This window comes from Entomomonas sp. E2T0 (assembly GCF_025985425.1).
Taxonomy (GTDB): Bacteria; Pseudomonadota; Gammaproteobacteria; order Pseudomonadales; family Pseudomonadaceae; genus Entomomonas.
The window spans coordinates 1,910,222-1,927,959 of sequence record NZ_CP094972.1 but is presented as its reverse complement, the minus strand read 5'-3'; the positions used below and the strand labels follow the sequence as shown (position 1 = coordinate 1,927,959).

Here is a 17,738-nt window from a genome sequence, read left to right as displayed (position 1 = left end):
TGCTACTCCTTTTATTCAATCAATATGCTTGTACTAGTGACGCTTAATACCTAGTAATGCTAAACAAGTTGCTCTTGCGTTCTGTTCATTAATACCTTGTTGTTTAATTCGTTGTTTAACTCTGTCTTCTAACTGCTGCTCAACTGCTTTAAGAATACAATCAGCTGTGTTATTTAATTTCTTTTCAACTTCTTTAAGTGATTTACCTTTGGTAAAGTTTTCAGTTACTTGGATAAAGTAATATTCAAAACGTTTTTTAAGAGAAAGATTGTCATAACTCGCCTGCTTTAACTCAAAAATACCAGTTAACTCCGCTGCTGCTTTAATAACTGGGTGACTATAACTACCTATTAATGCCTCTCCCCATGCTAAATCCAAACAAACTAAGCCATCTACTCGTTTACTTAGCTGCATAAACTCCTTTAATTTCGGTGGAAATTCACATTCCAACACCATGCGATGCAAACCATTATTTACCTGATTAGTGGTTAACTCTTTAATACCAGTTAACCAAATGCGTTTTGCTACCTGCTCACTTTTTTGATCACGGTAATATTTCTCATACCACGCTGGATAAGTGGCGCGTATCGTGGTAAAGACTTTATTCACATTCATCATCGCTTGTTGACTCTCTAAGGCTTCACTCTGATAACCAGCTAAAGTCGGTGGCTGTTGTGCTGATACTTCCAGTGGCTTTTTGAGCAGATCGCTTAGTTTTTCCATAATACTTTTCTCGGTTTAAGGCATATTGGTAAGACTGTGCTAAAGCGTGATACCACTGTTGTTGCGTTTTTTTAATATCAGATTTGCTACACCAGAAACACACAAACTCTTGTAGAACTGCTTGTGGAATTTGTTGTTGCTCAAGGGTTACTCCTAGTTTTATCAAGTAATTAGAAAAATCTTCAGCTGGTTGCCAATCTTCAAACATAGTAAAAGTTTGATCCGTTTGTTTTTCTAAATTACTCTTAGAGAGAGTATTTATTTCTGTATCTTTTTCTTTATCTGTATCTTTCTCTTGTAGTTCAGTTGCGTTCGTTTGTTTTGTTGATTGTTTTTTTCTACTTTCTCGCCACGCTTTTGCCCTTTCGGCTGAACCATCTTCTTTCAATGGTTGACGTTTACTCCAACCTATTAGTTTATTGCCTTTTAATAGTCTTCCTTGCATTGCAGTAAGAATTGCTTTTATTTCTTCTGGTTTTATATCTAAAGCACTGGCTAAATCTTCTTCATTTATTTGTACAGTGCCTCGCTCTTCTGATAGAGAAGCCACAACTAATAAATGAATATAGGTTGCCATTACTGTAGCAATTGGCTGTTTAGAAAGTCTACTAACAGTACGCCACTTAGGATCATTGGGCATATCATGCCAGAGTCTTAACCATTGATTTGCCATTTAACACCTCTTAATTATTAAATTACCTATAAATTATTTACTTTCATCTATTTACCTATATAAAATATAGGTAGCCAAGACAAACGAATTCACAACTCAAATGAATTGATATACAAACAATATAATGATTAAAGTAAGATTTAAAATACTCTTTTAAATCGGAATACCTATATTATAGTTATAGGTAAACAGATATGCAACTATTTTTTTATAATTTTATTTTGTTGCATTAATGCTAAAACGTCCCCTCTTATCCTGAATAAGGGATGATTAATGTGAAAAACTGGTTAAATTTTGCTACTTAGTTTTTCATCTATTAGCTGAAGGGAAAAAAGCCTATTTAACTAAAACTTATGCAAAGGCATATCAATACTTTTGACTGGCTGCCGATGAAAATAATGCTATAGCTCAAACGATGGTAGGTAGCTATTACCAAAAAGCCTTTATGTTAAATAAGACTATAATCAAGCATTAGATTATTTTTTAAAAGCAGCAAAACAAGGGTTTTATCTCTACTCAAAATAATGTGAGTTATTACTATTTAAATGTTAGTAACAGATGAAATAAGCTTAATATCAATTCTCATTAGTTGATTTAATAAAATTCTTGATCCCTTGTTTAACAATGTGTTCCATAAATGCTATACCTAATTGCTGAGCCTCAGTAAATGTGTCTTTATCAGTTCCTTGCAAAGGTGGTATTGCTTCCATAATAAGACTAACATTGCCATTATCATTATCAACAATTCTTATAGTTACTTCTGCCATGATAATTATCTCCTTAGCAATTTTTGATTATTTTTAAATTTTGTGATGTGATTATAATTTTTATATCTATCAATAAAACTGATCTTAGCTAATATTTTATTAGATTATTAAAAGATATAAGTATTTATTAAAGAGAATAACATCTTGCCACTACTTGATAAGCAGCTTGATAAATATTAGGACGAAAAACCGTTTGATATATTCTTGTTACTTCCTGCCAGTCTTGACGTTCAATGGCCGCATAGAGATAAACATCTGCTGTTTCATGCTCCCCAACTAAGCCATTAATGGCCTGAGCTGCTACTTCCAACTCATAGTCTTTACCAGTAACTAATTGGCAACTACAGGTCGTTAATAGTTTTTTAACCTGTTCAGTAATATAGTTATCTAAAGTATTTTCTGATGGTAAAGCTAAATCATAGCTTATTTGTCCATTTAGCATACTTATTTACTCCCAATGAGATCACTGAGAGCAAGTATATAAGGAAATATTAATAAAGTAAATAGGTATACCTATATAAATATAGGCACTATTTTAATTTATTAAAGCAGTACAGAGTACCAAAATACTCGACCTAATACTTTAATATCTTTAAGGTCATAGGTTTCATCTTCATATTCTTCACGATTAAAAGAACGAACACGCACTTGGCCATTTGCTAATCGATAAAGTAATTTAACCCGTAACAGTTCATCATCAATAGCGATTGCATAAATTTTACCATCAACAATGGCTGTATTTTCTGTATCAACCCCTACAGTAGCACCATCTAAGATAACAGGCTCCATACTATTACCTTTTACTGTCACACAAACTATTTTATTAGGATTAATTCCTTTATTACGAAGTGTACTTTTACCAAATCGTAATTTAGTTCTGGTATGACTTTCTGTAATCGCAAACTTACCTGATCCTGCTGCAAGTTCTACCTCTTTCAGGAATGGAACTTCTGTTTCATCATCTTCCAATGGAGTATTATCATCCCACGCTTCTATAGGTAGCATTTCTGGATGAGTTAATAATTGAGGATCTGTAGTGTTTTCTTCCAAGTTAGTATGATAATAACGACCTTGTTTCTCAGCAGTCTTTACGATTGTAGAAGAATTAACCATATTATCTTGACCAGACTCTAGCCAAAAAGCATCTACGCCACAAGCTCTCGCTATGGACGCAATATAAGATGTTGACTGTGACTTACCTGTTTCTAATTCAGAAAGCGAAGGTTGTGTAATACCAATTTTATCAGCTAATTCCTTTTGGCTTAATTTGGCGTGTTTACGTGCTTGTTTAATACGATCTTTAAGTTGCATCATAACCTTTTCCTATTTTAAGTAGGAATACCATCAGGTGAAATATAAACATAGCTATTTTATAGGTTAAAATAGTCAGGATTCCATATTATAATAGTATATCTATATTCAAATGTCACGCATTTTCATAAGCATACTGATAATTTAACCTATTAATTAGGCATATCTATTTTTATTTTATAGGTTCTATTGGTATTTTTAATAGATTAATCGCTAATACGAGGATCTATCCATAACCGCCAGCTAAGACATAAAAATAATGTAGTAACCACTGTTACAATTAAAATAATAGGCACATAATCAGCTTTAACAGATAATAACTGACAGTAAATAAACTCTAATACAACACCTACCAATACAGTAGCTATTATAAAAATAGGCATAGGGAGACGATTAAAGTAAGCCATAGAAAAACCTGTAATTACCACAGGAATACCTGCTAATAGACTACCCGCAACAGCTGCAATAAAAGGAATAATAATAATACTTTGCAATATACTGACAAAACCTTTATTGCCTTGCATAAAAGCCATTATCTGTACAGGTACCATCATTAATAAAGTGGCAAACAATAAACCAACAACTACAAAATATGCTGTTGAATAAAGATATTTCTTCACGTTGTACTTATTTCCATAACTTAAACTTATTAATATCATACACTGAAAACCACAATAAATCTTTCTAATTAGAATACTTTTACTGAAGGTATCTATTTCTCATCTTATAAAAATATATTTCTGTTTGTAACAAACATACATCAATAATTCCTTAATAATCAAATGTATAAAGATATTCAAACAAATATTATTCAAACGCATGTTTGCTTACTTACTATAATATGTTTATTATTTTAAAAAAACTTAAATAGCGAATACTGAAAATGGGTATGCTATAGGGGAGAAAATAAAATGGATAACATAAAAAAGATAATACTAATTACTACCCTTATTTGTAGTAGTATAACTATGAGTTATAGCAATTCTTGTTATACAGATATAGGTACTTGTGGCAATACTGAACAACCAGTTATTAATATCACAACAAAAAACTCAAATAATGGTTTTTGTATAGAGTATTTTGACGAAAACAAAAAACGTAATATGTATTGCTACTCTACTGCTTCAAACTTACAACTTAATAGAGCAACAGGGAATACTAATTCATATATTAGAGCAGTACAAGGAACCACTTATACTTCTGTGCCAGCATCTTCTAGCAGTAATTACTCTAGAAGTGATAACTATTCTGGAAATAATTATAATTATTCTGGAGGCGATACCTATATATACTATTATCCTGATCGTTTTCAGGATGATAATTATTACCAAGACTATCGCCCTAAAAATCAAAATGTAACTTTACCTAGTGCAAAGATAGGAAAAAAATCTAATAAATAGTGGAGGTCTTAGTCCTTAAAAACCTTAAACATCGCTATACAACAAATGTACCATTTTATGGTTTAAATTAGAGGAAACCTAAATAAAGTATATGAAAAAAAAGACCAGATCAAACATATGTTTGCTTTCCTAGCTAAAGTATTTATTATCCTAAAAAAATACTTTAAAATTAAAATGACATATATAACCCATTTTTTGGGGGTAAATAAAATGAATCAATTACAGAAATTAACATTTACCATTGCCCTTGTTGCTATGCCAATCAGCATAGCCTATAGCAGTCCTTGTTTTACAAATACAGAAGATGGTTGTGGGAGCAATAACGAAAAAATCATTCATGTACAAACAAAAGATACAAATTTTGGCTTTTGTACCGAATACTTAAATAATAACAATAAAAAAGTTGTTCGTTGCCACGCTAATCTTTCAGAAGAAGAAAAACTAATTGCTCAGGAAAAAGTAATTGCTGCTGCTCAAAAATCTACAGAGACAACTAATACCCCTGTGCATAACTATAACTTTAGCTATACTGTTGCAAGTAACTCAAACCAAACAAATAACAATTATAATGCTGGTTATAGTTATGGTTATAATTATCGTAATAATTACTACCCTAACTATTATTATGGTAATAACTATCATCGTCCACCACACCACGACCACCAACGTCCACCTAATAAAAACCAAAATGTTACATTACCCTCTGCTCCTATTGGTAAAAATAATAATAACGTTACTCCAACAAAACCTAACAATAACAGCAATATGCATAGGCCACCTAATCACCGGTCAGGCTCGCGTTCCTCACCACGGGCTACTTTACCTAGTAAAAAAATATAATACATATACTCACTAAAGGCACATAACAATGTGCCTTTTTTTATGCTCAAATTCTTATGCTCAAACAAAAAGAATTCTCCCTTCTCTACTAGCATAATAGTTTCTCAAACAACTTCTAAAAGTCTTGGGAAAAAACGATGCTAAAGGAATTTCGTTGTAAAAAATGTCACAAATTATTAGCCAAAATTAGTGATTATTCAGAAGTAGAAATTAAGTGTAATCGTTGTAAACAAGTTAACTATTACACCCAATCTACTAAACAGGAAACACAACATGCCAAACAAAGACCCATCATTCTTACAGATACTGTGCATAGCCATGACTGAAAGCACTACATTGCAGGGTGCGATTATGGCCTCCATAATCGCCATGCTACGTGTTCTCTATGATGATAAAAATACTAAACCTACCAGAGTGATGCTGGAAGCACTTATTTGTGGTGCCTTATCACTATGTATTACTAGTTTAATTGAAATATTTAGTCTTCCTGATAGTGCTGCTATCACCATTGGTGGTGCCATTGGCTTTATTGGTGTAACAGCGCTCAGAAATTTTATTTTAAAAACGATTAATAAAAGGATGGATGACCAATGAGCCTACCTAGAGGTATTAGAAATAACAACCCTGGCAATATTCGCTGGGGTAGTAACTGGCAAGGATTAGTTCCCCAAGACAAACGTACTGACAAATCATTTTGTCAGTTTAAAGATTCAATTCATGGGCTGCGTGCGATGGTGAAGATTATGTTCACCTATCGAGATAAATACGGATTAAATACAGTGGAATCAATCATCCATCGCTACGCCCCACCTAATGAAAATAACACTCAAGGCTACATTATGCGTGTTTGTACAACACTAGGTGTCTTACCAAAGCAAACAATAAACCTCAGTAATTCAGTACTCATAGAATTAGTGCGAGCCATTACTGCAGTAGAAAATGGTAATCTCTATTATCATTACTACAGCACAGAGCTTATTGAGCGAGCTATTGAACTTGCTAAAAATTAATTTTTCTTGCTTTAGTAAAAAGAAAAATAACTTAACTACTTTTAAAATGACACCAGAATTACTCGATAGTCTTCTTAAACTTGAAGAAATATGGAGATTTATGGCCCAGTAACACAATTTGTATCGTCTGTACATACTGATATTGGTCCACGCTTACAAGAAGAATTAGATGCACTAGGCGAATAGGGTTGGCAATACATTAGCCATATGCCACCAGTAGAACATCCTGTATTCGCAATGGGAGATTATCCTGTAGCATATAGCTTTGATCGCATGGGTAATCCTCAAACAGACTCAGAAGAACACTTTAACCAAAAAGGCAAAGAGTCTTGAAAATATGTAGGAAGTGGTTTTAGAGTCAACCTATTTATGAAATAACCAATATCCATTATTTATAAAAATTACTTTTAATTTTTAAGGCTAACAATTGTTAGCCTTTTTAATCACTAAAACTTTAAGGGAAAATATGAATACATTAACAACGCTTCAACAATCTTTAAATAATCTTAAACAAATTTACCAACAACAAAATATCCAAACTAATAACTTACCCATTGTTAGACAAGGTGTTTTTAACTACAAACCTATATCAAAAGGCCATAACATTATTTTTCATGACATTATTACTGCTATAAATAGTACACCTGTCACAATTACCAGTGATCAATACGTTAGTCTATTACTCTATGTAAATGCAAAAAAACACCTTACAGCACAACATATTTCAAAAAACAACATGGCTTATAAAGATATATTAGAGGAGCTAGAAAGTAGAGGTTTAACTACTGTAGACTTTATTAAAGTTCTTTATAAACTAATGGACACAAATTTATTAGCAGAAGAAGAGAAACAATTTTTTGATACTCTAAATATAAATAACAACACATTAGTCACCAAATACCAACAAGGTAATAAAGAAATTTATTTCTATGAAAATATTGGTTCAAATAAAGATCAATACCATATTGTTATTATCCAAAACCAACAAGTAAATACATTTATCATCAAAAGTGATAAAGCATCTGCACAAAAAACACTTTTCGCAATTCGTGCCTAATCACACCCAAGAGCAACTAGATTGCCTTTCTTTTAAACCCTTTTTTTCTTGCTACAGCAACAATCTAATCCCTATCTAGACTATTAAACTAACCATCATATTAACCATTTCTTAGTTAACTTAGGGGTAAATCTGATGCCTTTCTTAAATGACTTAATCCTTAAAGTAGTTCCTAGTGGTACATGGCAACTAGCCGAACCACTAACCTATGACCATCCCAAATATGGTCTTATTAATGTACCAAGTGGTTTTACCACTGATCTTGCAAGTATTCCACGCATTGCATGGCGTATTGTTAATCCAAGTACTTCTGGAACACGTCGCCCAGCAGTAATACATGACTACATCTATAACCACCTAACTAATCGTTTTGGTAGAAAACAAGCAGATAAAATCTTTTATGATGCGCTAAGAGAATGTGGTACTAACTACCTACTAGCCAACCTTATGTATTACGCTGTACGTATTGGCGGTAAAGGAAGTTGGCAAGATTAATAACTATTGATTGTGTTTTAGAATAGCTCTCTACAGTAACTATTCTTACTCAAACCAAAATAAATAACACACAATTTTTCTGATAATAACACTCTGAGTTACTTGATAACCAAGGGCTAACAAACAAGCGCTCGGAGCTGCTAATGCAAAAGCTACTCAACTACCCAATTATTGGTTTAATCATCATCTTATTGTTACTTATCATCTACACATCCATAATCAAAAATCAGCGTGACAAAATACGTAACGAACTTAATCAAGCAGAACAACAAATAGATCAGCTGGTACAAGTCAATAAAAATCTCAATGGAGCTATTGATCTACTCGAGAAACAAGCACAACAAAATAGAAATTACATTAACGATTTAGAGCAAAAACGCTTAGCAACACAACAGCAAGCAAAACAACTAACCCAGCAGTTCAAAAGGCAACAACATGAAGATAAAACCATTTATAACTGGGCTAATCAGCCTATTCCTGATAGCCTGTACTGATAAACAAATTATCACTGAAAGCCAAATTATAAGGCTTACCCCTCCAGTAATTACAGCTTGTGAACGTCTATCCATTAAAGACTGCCAACCAAAAACCAATGGTGAACTTTATGAATGTGCCCTTATAATCAGCAAAAACCTTGCGCTCTGTGCAGACCAAACTGATGCATTAATTAACTGGCAAAATGATAATTCAACTAGCCAACCTTAATGTTACAACACCTATCACAATGACAAATACCATCAACCAACGCAACAAAGAAATTTTCTCTTTTAGAAAAAGGGCAGCAATCGCAATAGCGAATAAAATAGAAGTTTCACGCAACGCTGCTACGATGGTGACAGGCGCAAAATTCATGGCCCACAATGCTAATCCATAAGAACCCACATTACCTACACCACCCACCAAAACCAACTTATAATGTTTATACCAATAACACAAAAACTGCAGGCGCTTAAAAAGAACAATCCATAAAAACATAGGAATTGCTGCTAAAAAAAATAGCCATAAAATATAACCTAATGTAGTTCTTGCATAACCAATCCCTCGGCTATCCATTAAAGTAGTACAAGCCAGTAACAAAGCAACCAATAAAGCAATCATCAAACCACGATAATTAACTGACTTCCCTAAAGACATCCCTACAATACCACTACCAATTAAACCAATACCTACCCATGTTATAAGTGATAAATGCTCACCTAAAAATAAAGTCCCAATAGTTGCTACTAACAACGGTGTACTACCACGCATAATAGGATAGGTCTGGCTAATATCTGCTATACGATAAGCATTAGCTACCAAGACAACATACACCACCTGCAACAATACAGAACTACCTAAAAATGGCCAACTCTCCTTAGCAGGCAATGGCACAAATGGTAATACACAACCACTTATACCACCAGCAACACAAGCAACCATTAGCGCAGTAAACAGCTTATCATCTGCCTGCTTAACAATAGTGTTCCACGTAGCATGCAAAGCAGCCGCAAATAATAAAACAAAAAAGATGGATAAAGGCATGACTAACTAGCCAATTAAAAAGGACCTATCAATTTAATACAAACATTATGTCAATGGTATGACAAAATAAAAAATATCAAGTAGGCGTATCTACATCATCCCAATCAGCGTTTTCAAAACAAGTTAACCAATTTAAAGCATGATGGCGCTCTTGAATAACGCCCTCCATAATAGAAGCAGGCAGTTGCTTCTCCTTAATTCGAAAATCTCGTGCTATCCAATGCAAACGATAATGTAAATCTAAAGCATCCAACAACTCACTGACCGACCTTAAGGTCACTGTAGTAATTCCCTGTTCACTAAATTGCATGCCTTTTTCTACTAATGATGAAACATCACAAACACTATCAGCAAAAGGCAATTCCGCTTGCCAATTAATAGCCCACTGCAAAGGCAACAAAGCCTCATAGCGCCAAGACATATTAACTATATCCTGCTCTGTTGGCTGCTTACTATGAATAAAATCACGTTCATTATCTGATAAAGCTGCTACCCCCATTGGACAGCGTTCTTCAAACTCCATAGGGTCAATAGCTTCATCATCTCGAAAACTTTCAGCTTGAATAGAGGTTAACATCACAGCCAAAGCACGTTTAGCTACCTCGTCAGGGGTTCTTAATACTACCTCAGACTCAGCTACTACAGGTGGCAAACTAATCGGCGTATGTAATCCCAATGTCTCTAAATACTGCTCAGATTTTGCTTTACGCTGCAATGCTTCTGCTGGATAAGGTACATCTGCATCCAAATCAATATTACCATCAGGATATTGTAAAACCACCCCATTAGGATTACGGATAGTACCATCAGGCATATACACGATTACATTAGCCTGCCAACCCCATGCCGCAAACTCATTCAGTTTATCTTCCTCAATTTCAAAACTAAACTGATGCTTAACCCTTTGAATATGGCGATACAACGCATAACGACGCGCATTCATCTGCCCATCACCTGCTTGCATCACATAACCTATAAAACCATTAAGATGTTCCATCAACTCAGGATCATCCAACCCACGCTGATTTAAACGCTCACAAGGAAAATGAATAGCTGGCGGATTAGTTACCGTAGAATAAGCATTTACCAATATTGACATCTCAAACCTCGCTATACTAATCCAGACACACAACTATTAAACGTTATTTATATATTCAGCAATATACTCATCTAACGTTTGACTACTCTCTTTTTCCAACGCTTCCTGTTCAGCTATTGATTGCTTAGCCAAATCCACATACTGTTGCTTAACCGCTGCATCTAAAGACTGTTTCTTAAAGTTTTCACTATGAATTTTACTTTGCTGTAATGAAAACTCCGCAAAACTTAATTGCTGTTCTTCCATAGCAAACATCACCTGTGCAGAAGGCAATAAATTAGGATTTGTCACCTTAGCCTGCTGTACCAATACCGATAAACTATGCTTATCAGTACCACATGCCTTATCAAGCAACTCTGCTGTTTTTGTGATATCAGCTAACAACTCTTTAGCCCACTCTGTTAGTGATATATACTCATCGCCACGCTGTAACATTAAGCCTGGTTTACGCCCCTCTTTCACAGTGGTTAAGAAATTATCAGTTGCTAAACGACATTCTGTTTGAACAATTAAAGGACTTTCTTGAATAGCACAATACAGCAAGAAGCTATTTAAGAAATAACTGGTGGTTTCATCAATACCCAATGGCATAAATGGATTAATATCCAGACAACGCGCTTCCACATACTGAATACCTGCACGACGTAATGCTTGAATAGGACGCTCACTGCGTTTCACCACACGCTTAGGACGAATACTCGAATAATACTCATTCTCTATCTGCAAGATATTAGTATTTAACTGAATCCATTCACCATCCTTTTTAGTACCTATCTTCTCATAGGCAGGGTAAGGCGTTTTAATCGCCTTATTTAAACTATCAATATAGGTTGATAAATCATCATAACAAGGTGTTAACCCAGATTGAGCATTCGACTGATAGCCTAAATCACTCATCCGCAAACTAGTGGCATAAGGTAAATAAAACGTATCTTTATCAAACTGCTGTAACCTATGGTTAGGATAATGCGCTAAAAAACTAGCATCTAATGCGGGCGAAGCGCCAAACAAATACATTAACAACCAGCTAAACCGTCTAAAGTTACGGATTAACGCAATATACTGTGCAGACTGATAAAACGATATATCCTGCTTATTTCCCTCAGATTCTTGCAGAATTGGCCATAATGCCTCAGGCAAAGAAAAATTATAATGAATCCCAGCAATACACTGCATGGTTTTACCATAACGTACAGCAAGACCACGGCGATAAATATGACGTACTTGCCCAGCTAAAGAAGTACCAAAATAAGCAATTGGAATATCCTTCTCATCAGGTAATGGGCAAGGCATCGATGAACTCCACAATAACTCATCTTGCAATGATTGCCCCACAAATGCGTGAGTATCCGCTAAATCTTTAATTGTCTTTGCTGTGTCAGGCTCTGCTGGCGTAATAAACTCCAATAAAGCCTCAGAATAATCTGTAGTAATTTTTTCATTAGTTAAAGCAGAGCCTAGTACTACAGGATGAGGTGTTTGTGCTAACTTACCCTCTGAAGTCACCCGCAAACTCTCTCTTTCAATACCATGTAGACATTGATTAAGTAGTTTTAAAGGTACTGCCTCATGCAACAAATTTAGACGTTCTGTAAATAGTTGACTCACAAAAAACCTCTCTGAAAAGCCTCTGTTACTAAGCATAGCTAACGCCTTTGCCACTTCAATAGCAAAATAACTATCGCTAAAAACCAAACCTTAAGTATAAAACAAATAAAGGTCTGTAATATAGCAAAAACACATTAATTATCCGAAAGATTAATTATCTCAAACTACCTTCAGCTTAATAAAAAAACTAAAGACCCAACCTAATCATTTGAAATTAATAAACTATTTAAAATAATAGACTTTATAAAACTGAACGTTGATAAAGGCAATAATATTTATTACTATGAGAATTATATAAAACAATAATCCTTCACATCTGGTATTGCCGATGCTTATCAAAAAATGTAATGTAGAAGACATCAATGCTCTACAAACTGTTGCTCAACAAACTTTTTATGAAACTTTTGCAGCTGTTAATACAGAACAAGATATTCAAGACTACCTAACCAATGTATTAAGCCAAACAGCATTAAAACAACAACTAAACAATCCGCATTCATCTTTCTACCTACTACAAATGAATAACCAAATAGCTGGTTACTTAAAACTGAATATAGAAACAGCTCAAACTGAAGACGATGACCCAACAGCAATGGAAATAGAAAGAATCTACCTACTACAAGCTTTTCAAGGTCAAAACTTAGGACAGATACTCCTCAACAAAGCAATAGAACTAGCCAAAGAGCAACAAAAATCTTATATTTGGTTGGGTGTTTGGAAAGATAACAGCAAAGCACTAGCCTTTTACAAAAAAAATGACTTCTACAAAACAGGTGAACATAGCTTTTTGCTAGGTGATGATAACCAAACAGACTATATATTACGCAAAGACCTATAAGGTGCTTCCATGTATATCCCAAAACACTTTCAAGACAATGACCAACAATCCTTATTCAACACTATTCGGCAAATTCAAACAGCCAACCTAGTAACGCAACATCCCTCAGGATTAATAGCCACTTACTTACCCCTTTACTTAGAAGAAACAGAAGGTAAACAAGGTACACTCTATGGTCACATTGCTAAAGCCAACTCACAATGGCAACAATCTTTAACCAATACTGAAGCACTCGCTATTTTTACAGGGCCAGATGCCTATATCACGCCCTCTTGGTACCCTAGTAAACAAATCCATCATAAAGAAGTTCCTACATGGAACTACATTGCCGTACACACCTATGGCACTATTGAATTTATAGAAGAACCTAATACCCTACTAGACATTGTCACCAAACTAACTAACGCCAACGAAAAAAACCGCCAGCAACCTTGGCAAGTAAAAGATGCACCTCAAGACTATATCCAAACTATGCTAAAAGCCATTATTGGGGTAAAAATAACCATCACCAAGATAGAAGGCAAACGTAAACTAAGCCAAAACAAAACCGCAGACAATCAACAAGGTGTTATACAAGGATTAACAAACAGCGAAAAAGCAACCGATAAAGCACTAGCAAAGCTAATGCAAAACAAACTACACTCATAACTCAATTTAAGTAATTACACGGATGTATAAATTTATGATAACAATAACACGCCTAAAGTCTTTACTTAAAAAGCGACTACAGATTATGGCGTGGCTATCACTGGCCTGCCTACTTATAGGTCAGCTTGGAAGGTTATATTGGATACTTGAATTATTTGCCCACTTCGTCCCTTACTATACAGTTCTTATGGCGCTGGGTTGTATCTGTATAACAAATAAAAAACTGCGGCTATTTTTTGCCATTTGTGCAATGGCTGCTCTATACTGGTGTATTACTCCTTGGCCTAATAGCCATACAAATAACGCTGAACAAACTACCCCAGTTCGCTTTTTAAGCTACAACGTACTTTTTTCAAATACCCATATAAAGGCAGAAAGTAACTGGCTAATCCACCATAACAGTGATATTATTTTTCTCACAGAAACCTCCTCTGCTTGGGGAAAGGCACTACAACCTCTAGCAAACATAACCCAACACTGCACAGAATACAGTGACTCCCCCTATGGTATGGCTCTATATTCTCGATTACCACTCACCCGTTGTGAAGTATTTTATACAGCCAATAATAACAGCTATCCTTATATTCGTGCGGAATTAGCAAATGGTCTGGTAGTTTACGGTATTCATCCACCACCACCTATTGACGAAACATTGGTGCAACATCGCAATCACTTACTAAAAACACTAGCACAACAAATACAACAGGAAAAAAACAACGTTATTGTTTTAGGTGATATGAATATTACTGCTTTTTCACCTGTATTTCAGGACTTTATACAAACTGCTAACATCCATTTAACAAGCCCTAGAGCTCGTCCAACATGGCAACCTGCACTACTATCAATTGACCATGCACTCGTACGTAATCCTAAGAAAGTAATGGCAACAGGCAGTTATAGCTGGCAAGGCTCAGACCATAAACCTATTTGGATTAATTATCTTCCTTAATAACACTTCCCATAAATGCTACTACTGGAGACAGCTTATTTAAGATAAGACCTTAAGATCGATACCACCTTCTCTACATCTGCTTGCCTTTCCTCAAAAGACGCCTCTTTTGCACCTAAATGCTCTTTGATATGCCCCTCAAGAACTTCCGACATCAGCCCATTAACCGCCCCTCTAATAGCCGCAATCTGCTGCAAAATATTAATGCACTCTTGTTGTTGCTCCAAAGCATTTTCTAATGCCTGCACCTGACCTTTAATACGTCGAATACGAGTTAACAATTTTTTCTTATCACGAAGAGTATGTGCCATAAAAACAATCCAATAAAATATACTAAGATACAGTATTATACTTTCTAAAAAACTAGCAAAAACCTTTTATCTACCCCCCTATTTACCAATAGCCACTTTTTTATTAGTTATCATCTTGCAAATATTTCAAAATGTAATATTATAACGTTTCATTTTAAATTGTTACATTATAACATTACAAAATAAGTATTGACTATGAAATACAACTACTCAAAACTATCGTACACATTATTTGGTTTAATCATGGCTGATTTCAGCTTGGCTGAAGATGCTGAACAACTAGCCGATATTGCCTTACCTGCCATCACCATTTCAGCCGATCCACTGGCCAAAAACCAACAACAAATGACCACTCCCTCAGAAATACTAGAGGGAGATAAACTCACCCTAAATAAACAAGCCACCCTAGGTGAAACACTCAACAACTTATCAGGTGTACGCTCTAGTAGCTTTGGTGCTGGCGCTAGTCGCCCAGTTATCAGAGGATTAGATGGTGCAAGGGTAAAAGTGCTAAGCAATGGCATGGATGTAATGGATGCCTCCACCATCAGCGCAGATCACAATGTTGCTATCGAACCTATGTTCGCTAAAAAGATTGAAGTACTAAAAGGCCCAGCTACCCTACTCTATGGGGGTGGTGCCATTGGTGGTGTAGTCAATATAGTCGATAGCAAAATCCCCACCTATGTACCTGCTAAAGGTTATGAAGGCGACGCAGAATACCGTATGGATCAAGTATCCAATGAAAGCACAGGGCTAGTAGGTGTTACTGCTGGGACAGGTAATGTAGCTATCCGTGCTGAAGGATTAAAACGTAACCAAGATGAATACCGTATACCAGACCATGAACATAAACAAAAAGGCTCTTACAACGACAGCAATAATGGCAGTTTAGGCATTAGTTGGATTACCGATAATGGCTATATAGGTACTTCTTTTAGTAGACAATACAGCCGCTATGGTCTACTTGCCCATGAACATGCCCATTGTCATACTCACGGTACTCAATGGCACTGCGGTAGTCACGGTGGTGGCGGTGGTCATAGTCATGACCATGATGAAGAGGGTGTTCCTTATATTGAAATGGTACAACGTCGTTGGGATTTACGGGGTGAATACCAAGACCCTTTTGCTGGTTTTGAAGCTATCAAGTTCAGTGGCGCACATACCGACTACCAACACGATGAAAAAGAAGGTGGCGAAGTAGCCACTCGATTTAAGGGCAACACCAACGATATGCGCGTCGAACTTACCCACCAACCACTTTGGGGCTGGCGCGGGGTAATTGGTGGCCAAACCTACCACCGTAACTTTAGTGTTAAAGGTGAAGAAGCCTACATTCCCTCCACTACCACCAAAAACCATGCCGTTTTCCTATTAGAAGAATACACCATTAACGACTGGCGCTATGAACTAGGTGTACGCCATGAATGGCAAGCTATCACCACCAACAACCAACAGCCCAATAAAAACCATCATGGCACCTCCTTCTCAGCAGGGACTGTTTGGAACTTTATAGACGACTATTCACTAGGCTTATCCCTCTCTCGCTCACAACGTCTGCCTACTGTTGAAGAACTCTATGCCTATGGCCCACACGCGGCTAGCCGTACCGTAGAACTAGGTAACGCCAAACTCGATGTAGAAACCTCCCACAATATTGACCTAACCCTACGTAAATATGCAGGCGACACCCAATTTACAGTTAGTGTTTATCGTAACCAAATTAAAGACTTTATCTATGCAGCCGATACAGGTAATAACATAGGTGGTGGCTATCGAGAAATTGCCTACACCCAAAAAGATGCTGTATTAACAGGGATAGAAGGTGATATTCGCTTGCAACTCACAGATCGTGTAGCTACCACATTCTTTGGCGATTATGTACGGGGCAAACTAAAAAATGGCGGTGGTGATATTCCCCGTATGTCCCCTGCTCGTTTAGGGGTAAGACTAGATACCAGTATCACCAACAACATGGATGGCTCAGTAGGTTACTCCCACAACTTTAAACAAACCAAAACCGCCCACTATGAAAGCAAAACCAGCGGCTATAACCTAGTGGATGCCAGCCTCACTTACCATGGCAAACTAGCGCAAACTGATTATCAAATCTATTTAAAAGGTAACAATCTACTCAACAGCAAATACCGTAACCACAACTCATTTATTAAAGATGATGTACTGCAACCAGGCAGAAATGTCACTTTAGGGGTAAAAATAAGTTTCTAATACCAAAAACAGCCACTTTGGTGTAATTGACAAGTATACTTCTGTAAACTATAGTCCTCGCCAATCTTCGCTATACGCACTGCTATGCTTTGCGACTGTTGAACTGTTCACTTTTTGCGTCGCTCATCGCTCAGCTTGAGAAATAGGCCGATCATGTCCTGTCAGAATCGGAATAACTTTTAAAAGCTTATATCAAACTAGCGCACAGCTCCCTATCTACTGTAGCCAGCTTGGTAGTGCACAATTCAAATAGTCG

Annotated in this window: 24 protein-coding genes; 14 read left to right on the top strand and 10 right to left on the bottom strand. The window is 35.9% G+C overall.

Going from position 1 to position 17,738, the window contains the following annotated elements; all coding sequences use genetic code 11:
* Nucleotides 1–33: 33 nt before the first annotated feature.
* The 6 genes from MTZ49_RS09215 to MTZ49_RS09190 all read right to left on the bottom strand — a co-directional run bounded on the left by MTZ49_RS09215 (nucleotide 34) and on the right by MTZ49_RS09190 (nucleotide 4,094).
* Complete coding sequence (locus MTZ49_RS09215) at nucleotides 34–723, bottom strand: replication protein P (RefSeq protein ID WP_264745259.1); 690 nt, start codon at nucleotides 721–723, stop codon at nucleotides 34–36.
* The gene (locus tag MTZ49_RS09210; RefSeq protein ID WP_264745258.1) at nucleotides 641–1,396 is read right to left on the bottom strand and encodes a DnaT-like ssDNA-binding domain-containing protein; all 756 of its coding nucleotides are present in this window, start codon (nucleotides 1,394–1,396) and stop codon (nucleotides 641–643) included. Before MTZ49_RS09210 ends, MTZ49_RS09215 begins: the two co-directional genes overlap by 83 nt.
* Before the next feature lie 575 nt (nucleotides 1,397–1,971).
* On the bottom strand, nucleotides 1,972–2,163 hold the full coding sequence (locus MTZ49_RS09205) for a hypothetical protein (protein WP_264745257.1): 192 nt from the start codon (nucleotides 2,161–2,163) through the stop codon (nucleotides 1,972–1,974).
* Nucleotides 2,164–2,290: 127 nt separating this feature from the next.
* On the bottom strand, nucleotides 2,291–2,605 hold the full coding sequence (locus MTZ49_RS09200; protein ID WP_264745256.1) for a hypothetical protein: 315 nt from the start codon (nucleotides 2,603–2,605) through the stop codon (nucleotides 2,291–2,293).
* Nucleotides 2,606–2,706: 101 nt separating this feature from the next.
* Nucleotides 2,707–3,477 carry an XRE family transcriptional regulator gene (locus MTZ49_RS09195; RefSeq protein ID WP_413774143.1) on the bottom strand — a complete coding sequence of 257 codons (771 nt, stop codon included), beginning with the start codon at nucleotides 3,475–3,477 and terminating at the stop codon, nucleotides 2,707–2,709.
* Nucleotides 3,478–3,680: 203 nt separating this feature from the next.
* Nucleotides 3,681–4,094 carry a hypothetical protein gene (locus tag MTZ49_RS09190; protein ID WP_264745255.1) on the bottom strand — a complete coding sequence of 138 codons (414 nt, stop codon included), beginning with the start codon at nucleotides 4,092–4,094 and terminating at the stop codon, nucleotides 3,681–3,683.
* 348 nt (nucleotides 4,095–4,442) lie between these two features.
* On the opposite strand from MTZ49_RS09190, the gene MTZ49_RS09185 reads away from it, so the two are divergent.
* From MTZ49_RS09185 to lysC, 10 genes are all read left to right on the top strand, one after another.
* Nucleotides 4,443–4,874, top strand: coding sequence for a hypothetical protein (locus MTZ49_RS09185; RefSeq protein ID WP_264745254.1), 432 nt, complete (start codon nucleotides 4,443–4,445; stop codon nucleotides 4,872–4,874).
* Between the two features lie 210 nt (nucleotides 4,875–5,084).
* Nucleotides 5,085–5,714, top strand: coding sequence for a hypothetical protein (locus MTZ49_RS09180; RefSeq protein ID WP_264745253.1), 630 nt, complete (start codon nucleotides 5,085–5,087; stop codon nucleotides 5,712–5,714).
* 137 nt (nucleotides 5,715–5,851) lie between these two features.
* Nucleotides 5,852–6,040, top strand: coding sequence for a Com family DNA-binding transcriptional regulator (locus MTZ49_RS09175; RefSeq protein ID WP_264745252.1), 189 nt, complete (start codon nucleotides 5,852–5,854; stop codon nucleotides 6,038–6,040).
* The gene (locus tag MTZ49_RS09170) at nucleotides 5,988–6,308 is read left to right on the top strand and encodes a phage holin, lambda family (protein ID WP_264745251.1); all 321 of its coding nucleotides are present in this window, start codon (nucleotides 5,988–5,990) and stop codon (nucleotides 6,306–6,308) included. Before MTZ49_RS09175 ends, MTZ49_RS09170 begins: the two co-directional genes overlap by 53 nt.
* Nucleotides 6,305–6,724, top strand: coding sequence for a structural protein (locus MTZ49_RS09165; RefSeq protein ID WP_264745250.1), 420 nt, complete (start codon nucleotides 6,305–6,307; stop codon nucleotides 6,722–6,724). The genes MTZ49_RS09170 and MTZ49_RS09165 overlap by 4 nt, the downstream gene beginning before the upstream one ends.
* A gap of 207 nt (nucleotides 6,725–6,931) precedes the next feature.
* Nucleotides 6,932–7,057, top strand: a complete 126-nt coding sequence (locus MTZ49_RS09160) for a hypothetical protein (protein ID WP_264745249.1) — start codon at nucleotides 6,932–6,934, stop codon at nucleotides 7,055–7,057.
* A 133-nt stretch (nucleotides 7,058–7,190) separates the two neighbouring features.
* Nucleotides 7,191–7,781, top strand: a complete 591-nt coding sequence (locus tag MTZ49_RS09155; RefSeq protein WP_264745248.1) for a hypothetical protein — start codon at nucleotides 7,191–7,193, stop codon at nucleotides 7,779–7,781.
* A gap of 135 nt (nucleotides 7,782–7,916) precedes the next feature.
* Nucleotides 7,917–8,276 carry a DUF1353 domain-containing protein gene (locus MTZ49_RS09150; RefSeq protein ID WP_264745247.1) on the top strand — a complete coding sequence of 120 codons (360 nt, stop codon included), beginning with the start codon at nucleotides 7,917–7,919 and terminating at the stop codon, nucleotides 8,274–8,276.
* A gap of 143 nt (nucleotides 8,277–8,419) precedes the next feature.
* A complete protein-coding gene (locus tag MTZ49_RS09145; protein ID WP_264745246.1) occupies nucleotides 8,420–8,770 on the top strand; it encodes a hypothetical protein in 351 nt (116 codons plus the stop codon).
* Nucleotides 8,712–8,981 carry an Rz1-like lysis system protein LysC gene (gene lysC, locus MTZ49_RS15810; protein WP_413774142.1) on the top strand — a complete coding sequence of 90 codons (270 nt, stop codon included), beginning with the start codon at nucleotides 8,712–8,714 and terminating at the stop codon, nucleotides 8,979–8,981. The genes MTZ49_RS09145 and lysC overlap by 59 nt, the downstream gene beginning before the upstream one ends.
* Here lysC and MTZ49_RS09140 read toward each other — a convergent pair.
* From MTZ49_RS09140 to gshA, 3 genes are all read right to left on the bottom strand, one after another.
* Nucleotides 8,964–9,797, bottom strand: coding sequence for a DMT family transporter (locus MTZ49_RS09140; RefSeq protein WP_264745245.1), 834 nt, complete (start codon nucleotides 9,795–9,797; stop codon nucleotides 8,964–8,966). The genes lysC and MTZ49_RS09140 overlap by 18 nt on opposite strands.
* Before the next feature lie 76 nt (nucleotides 9,798–9,873).
* Nucleotides 9,874–10,896: a DUF4272 domain-containing protein gene (locus MTZ49_RS09135; protein ID WP_264745244.1), complete on the bottom strand. Its 1,023-nt coding sequence runs from the start codon at nucleotides 10,894–10,896 to the stop codon at nucleotides 9,874–9,876.
* Nucleotides 10,897–10,932: 36 nt separating this feature from the next.
* A complete protein-coding gene (gene gshA, locus MTZ49_RS09130; protein ID WP_319804728.1) occupies nucleotides 10,933–12,504 on the bottom strand; it encodes a glutamate--cysteine ligase in 1,572 nt (523 codons plus the stop codon).
* A 328-nt stretch (nucleotides 12,505–12,832) separates the two neighbouring features.
* On the opposite strand from gshA, the gene MTZ49_RS09125 reads away from it, so the two are divergent.
* From MTZ49_RS09125 to MTZ49_RS09115, 3 genes are read left to right on the top strand one after another with little or no spacing between them, the layout of a single operon-like run.
* Complete coding sequence (locus tag MTZ49_RS09125; protein ID WP_264745242.1) at nucleotides 12,833–13,342, top strand: GNAT family N-acetyltransferase; 510 nt, start codon at nucleotides 12,833–12,835, stop codon at nucleotides 13,340–13,342.
* A 9-nt stretch (nucleotides 13,343–13,351) separates the two neighbouring features.
* The gene (locus tag MTZ49_RS09120; RefSeq protein ID WP_264745241.1) at nucleotides 13,352–13,990 is read left to right on the top strand and encodes an FMN-binding negative transcriptional regulator; all 639 of its coding nucleotides are present in this window, start codon (nucleotides 13,352–13,354) and stop codon (nucleotides 13,988–13,990) included.
* 34 nt (nucleotides 13,991–14,024) lie between these two features.
* Nucleotides 14,025–14,939 carry an endonuclease/exonuclease/phosphatase family protein gene (locus MTZ49_RS09115; protein WP_264745240.1) on the top strand — a complete coding sequence of 305 codons (915 nt, stop codon included), beginning with the start codon at nucleotides 14,025–14,027 and terminating at the stop codon, nucleotides 14,937–14,939.
* 35 nt (nucleotides 14,940–14,974) lie between these two features.
* Here MTZ49_RS09115 and MTZ49_RS09110 read toward each other — a convergent pair whose 3' ends face one another.
* On the bottom strand, nucleotides 14,975–15,250 hold the full coding sequence (locus tag MTZ49_RS09110; RefSeq protein ID WP_264745239.1) for a metal/formaldehyde-sensitive transcriptional repressor: 276 nt from the start codon (nucleotides 15,248–15,250) through the stop codon (nucleotides 14,975–14,977).
* A 243-nt stretch (nucleotides 15,251–15,493) separates the two neighbouring features.
* On the opposite strand from MTZ49_RS09110, the gene MTZ49_RS09105 reads away from it, so the two are divergent.
* The gene (locus MTZ49_RS09105) at nucleotides 15,494–17,482 is read left to right on the top strand and encodes a TonB-dependent receptor (RefSeq protein ID WP_264745238.1); all 1,989 of its coding nucleotides are present in this window, start codon (nucleotides 15,494–15,496) and stop codon (nucleotides 17,480–17,482) included.
* Nucleotides 17,483–17,738: the final 256 nt, after the last annotated feature.

Coding starts and splice junctions, on each gene's coding strand:
- MTZ49_RS09160 (WP_264745249.1), top strand. CDS start 6,932: ATGCCACCAGTAGAACATCCTGTATTCGCAATGGGAGATTATCCTGTA.
- MTZ49_RS09165 (WP_264745250.1), top strand. CDS start 6,305: ATGAGCCTACCTAGAGGTATTAGAAATAACAACCCTGGCAATATTCGC.
- MTZ49_RS09170 (WP_264745251.1), top strand. CDS start 5,988: ATGCCAAACAAAGACCCATCATTCTTACAGATACTGTGCATAGCCATG.
- MTZ49_RS09185 (WP_264745254.1), top strand. CDS start 4,443: ATGAGTTATAGCAATTCTTGTTATACAGATATAGGTACTTGTGGCAAT.
- MTZ49_RS09195 (WP_413774143.1), bottom strand. CDS start 3,477: ATGATGCAACTTAAAGATCGTATTAAACAAGCACGTAAACACGCCAAA.
- MTZ49_RS09200 (WP_264745256.1), bottom strand. CDS start 2,605: ATGCTAAATGGACAAATAAGCTATGATTTAGCTTTACCATCAGAAAAT.
- MTZ49_RS09215 (WP_264745259.1), bottom strand. CDS start 723: ATGGAAAAACTAAGCGATCTGCTCAAAAAGCCACTGGAAGTATCAGCA.
- MTZ49_RS09120 (WP_264745241.1), top strand. CDS start 13,352: ATGTATATCCCAAAACACTTTCAAGACAATGACCAACAATCCTTATTC.
- MTZ49_RS09140 (WP_264745245.1), bottom strand. CDS start 9,797: ATGCCTTTATCCATCTTTTTTGTTTTATTATTTGCGGCTGCTTTGCAT.
- MTZ49_RS09210 (WP_264745258.1), bottom strand. CDS start 1,396: ATGGCAAATCAATGGTTAAGACTCTGGCATGATATGCCCAATGATCCT.
- MTZ49_RS09125 (WP_264745242.1), top strand. CDS start 12,833: ATGCTTATCAAAAAATGTAATGTAGAAGACATCAATGCTCTACAAACT.
- MTZ49_RS09150 (WP_264745247.1), top strand. CDS start 7,917: ATGCCTTTCTTAAATGACTTAATCCTTAAAGTAGTTCCTAGTGGTACA.
- MTZ49_RS09180 (WP_264745253.1), top strand. CDS start 5,085: ATGAATCAATTACAGAAATTAACATTTACCATTGCCCTTGTTGCTATG.
- lysC (WP_413774142.1), top strand. CDS start 8,712: ATGAAGATAAAACCATTTATAACTGGGCTAATCAGCCTATTCCTGATA.
- MTZ49_RS09155 (WP_264745248.1), top strand. CDS start 7,191: ATGAATACATTAACAACGCTTCAACAATCTTTAAATAATCTTAAACAA.
- MTZ49_RS09205 (WP_264745257.1), bottom strand. CDS start 2,163: ATGGCAGAAGTAACTATAAGAATTGTTGATAATGATAATGGCAATGTT.
- MTZ49_RS09115 (WP_264745240.1), top strand. CDS start 14,025: ATGATAACAATAACACGCCTAAAGTCTTTACTTAAAAAGCGACTACAG.
- MTZ49_RS09175 (WP_264745252.1), top strand. CDS start 5,852: ATGCTAAAGGAATTTCGTTGTAAAAAATGTCACAAATTATTAGCCAAA.
- MTZ49_RS09110 (WP_264745239.1), bottom strand. CDS start 15,250: ATGGCACATACTCTTCGTGATAAGAAAAAATTGTTAACTCGTATTCGA.
- MTZ49_RS09135 (WP_264745244.1), bottom strand. CDS start 10,896: ATGTCAATATTGGTAAATGCTTATTCTACGGTAACTAATCCGCCAGCT.
- MTZ49_RS09145 (WP_264745246.1), top strand. CDS start 8,420: ATGCAAAAGCTACTCAACTACCCAATTATTGGTTTAATCATCATCTTA.
- MTZ49_RS09105 (WP_264745238.1), top strand. CDS start 15,494: ATGGCTGATTTCAGCTTGGCTGAAGATGCTGAACAACTAGCCGATATT.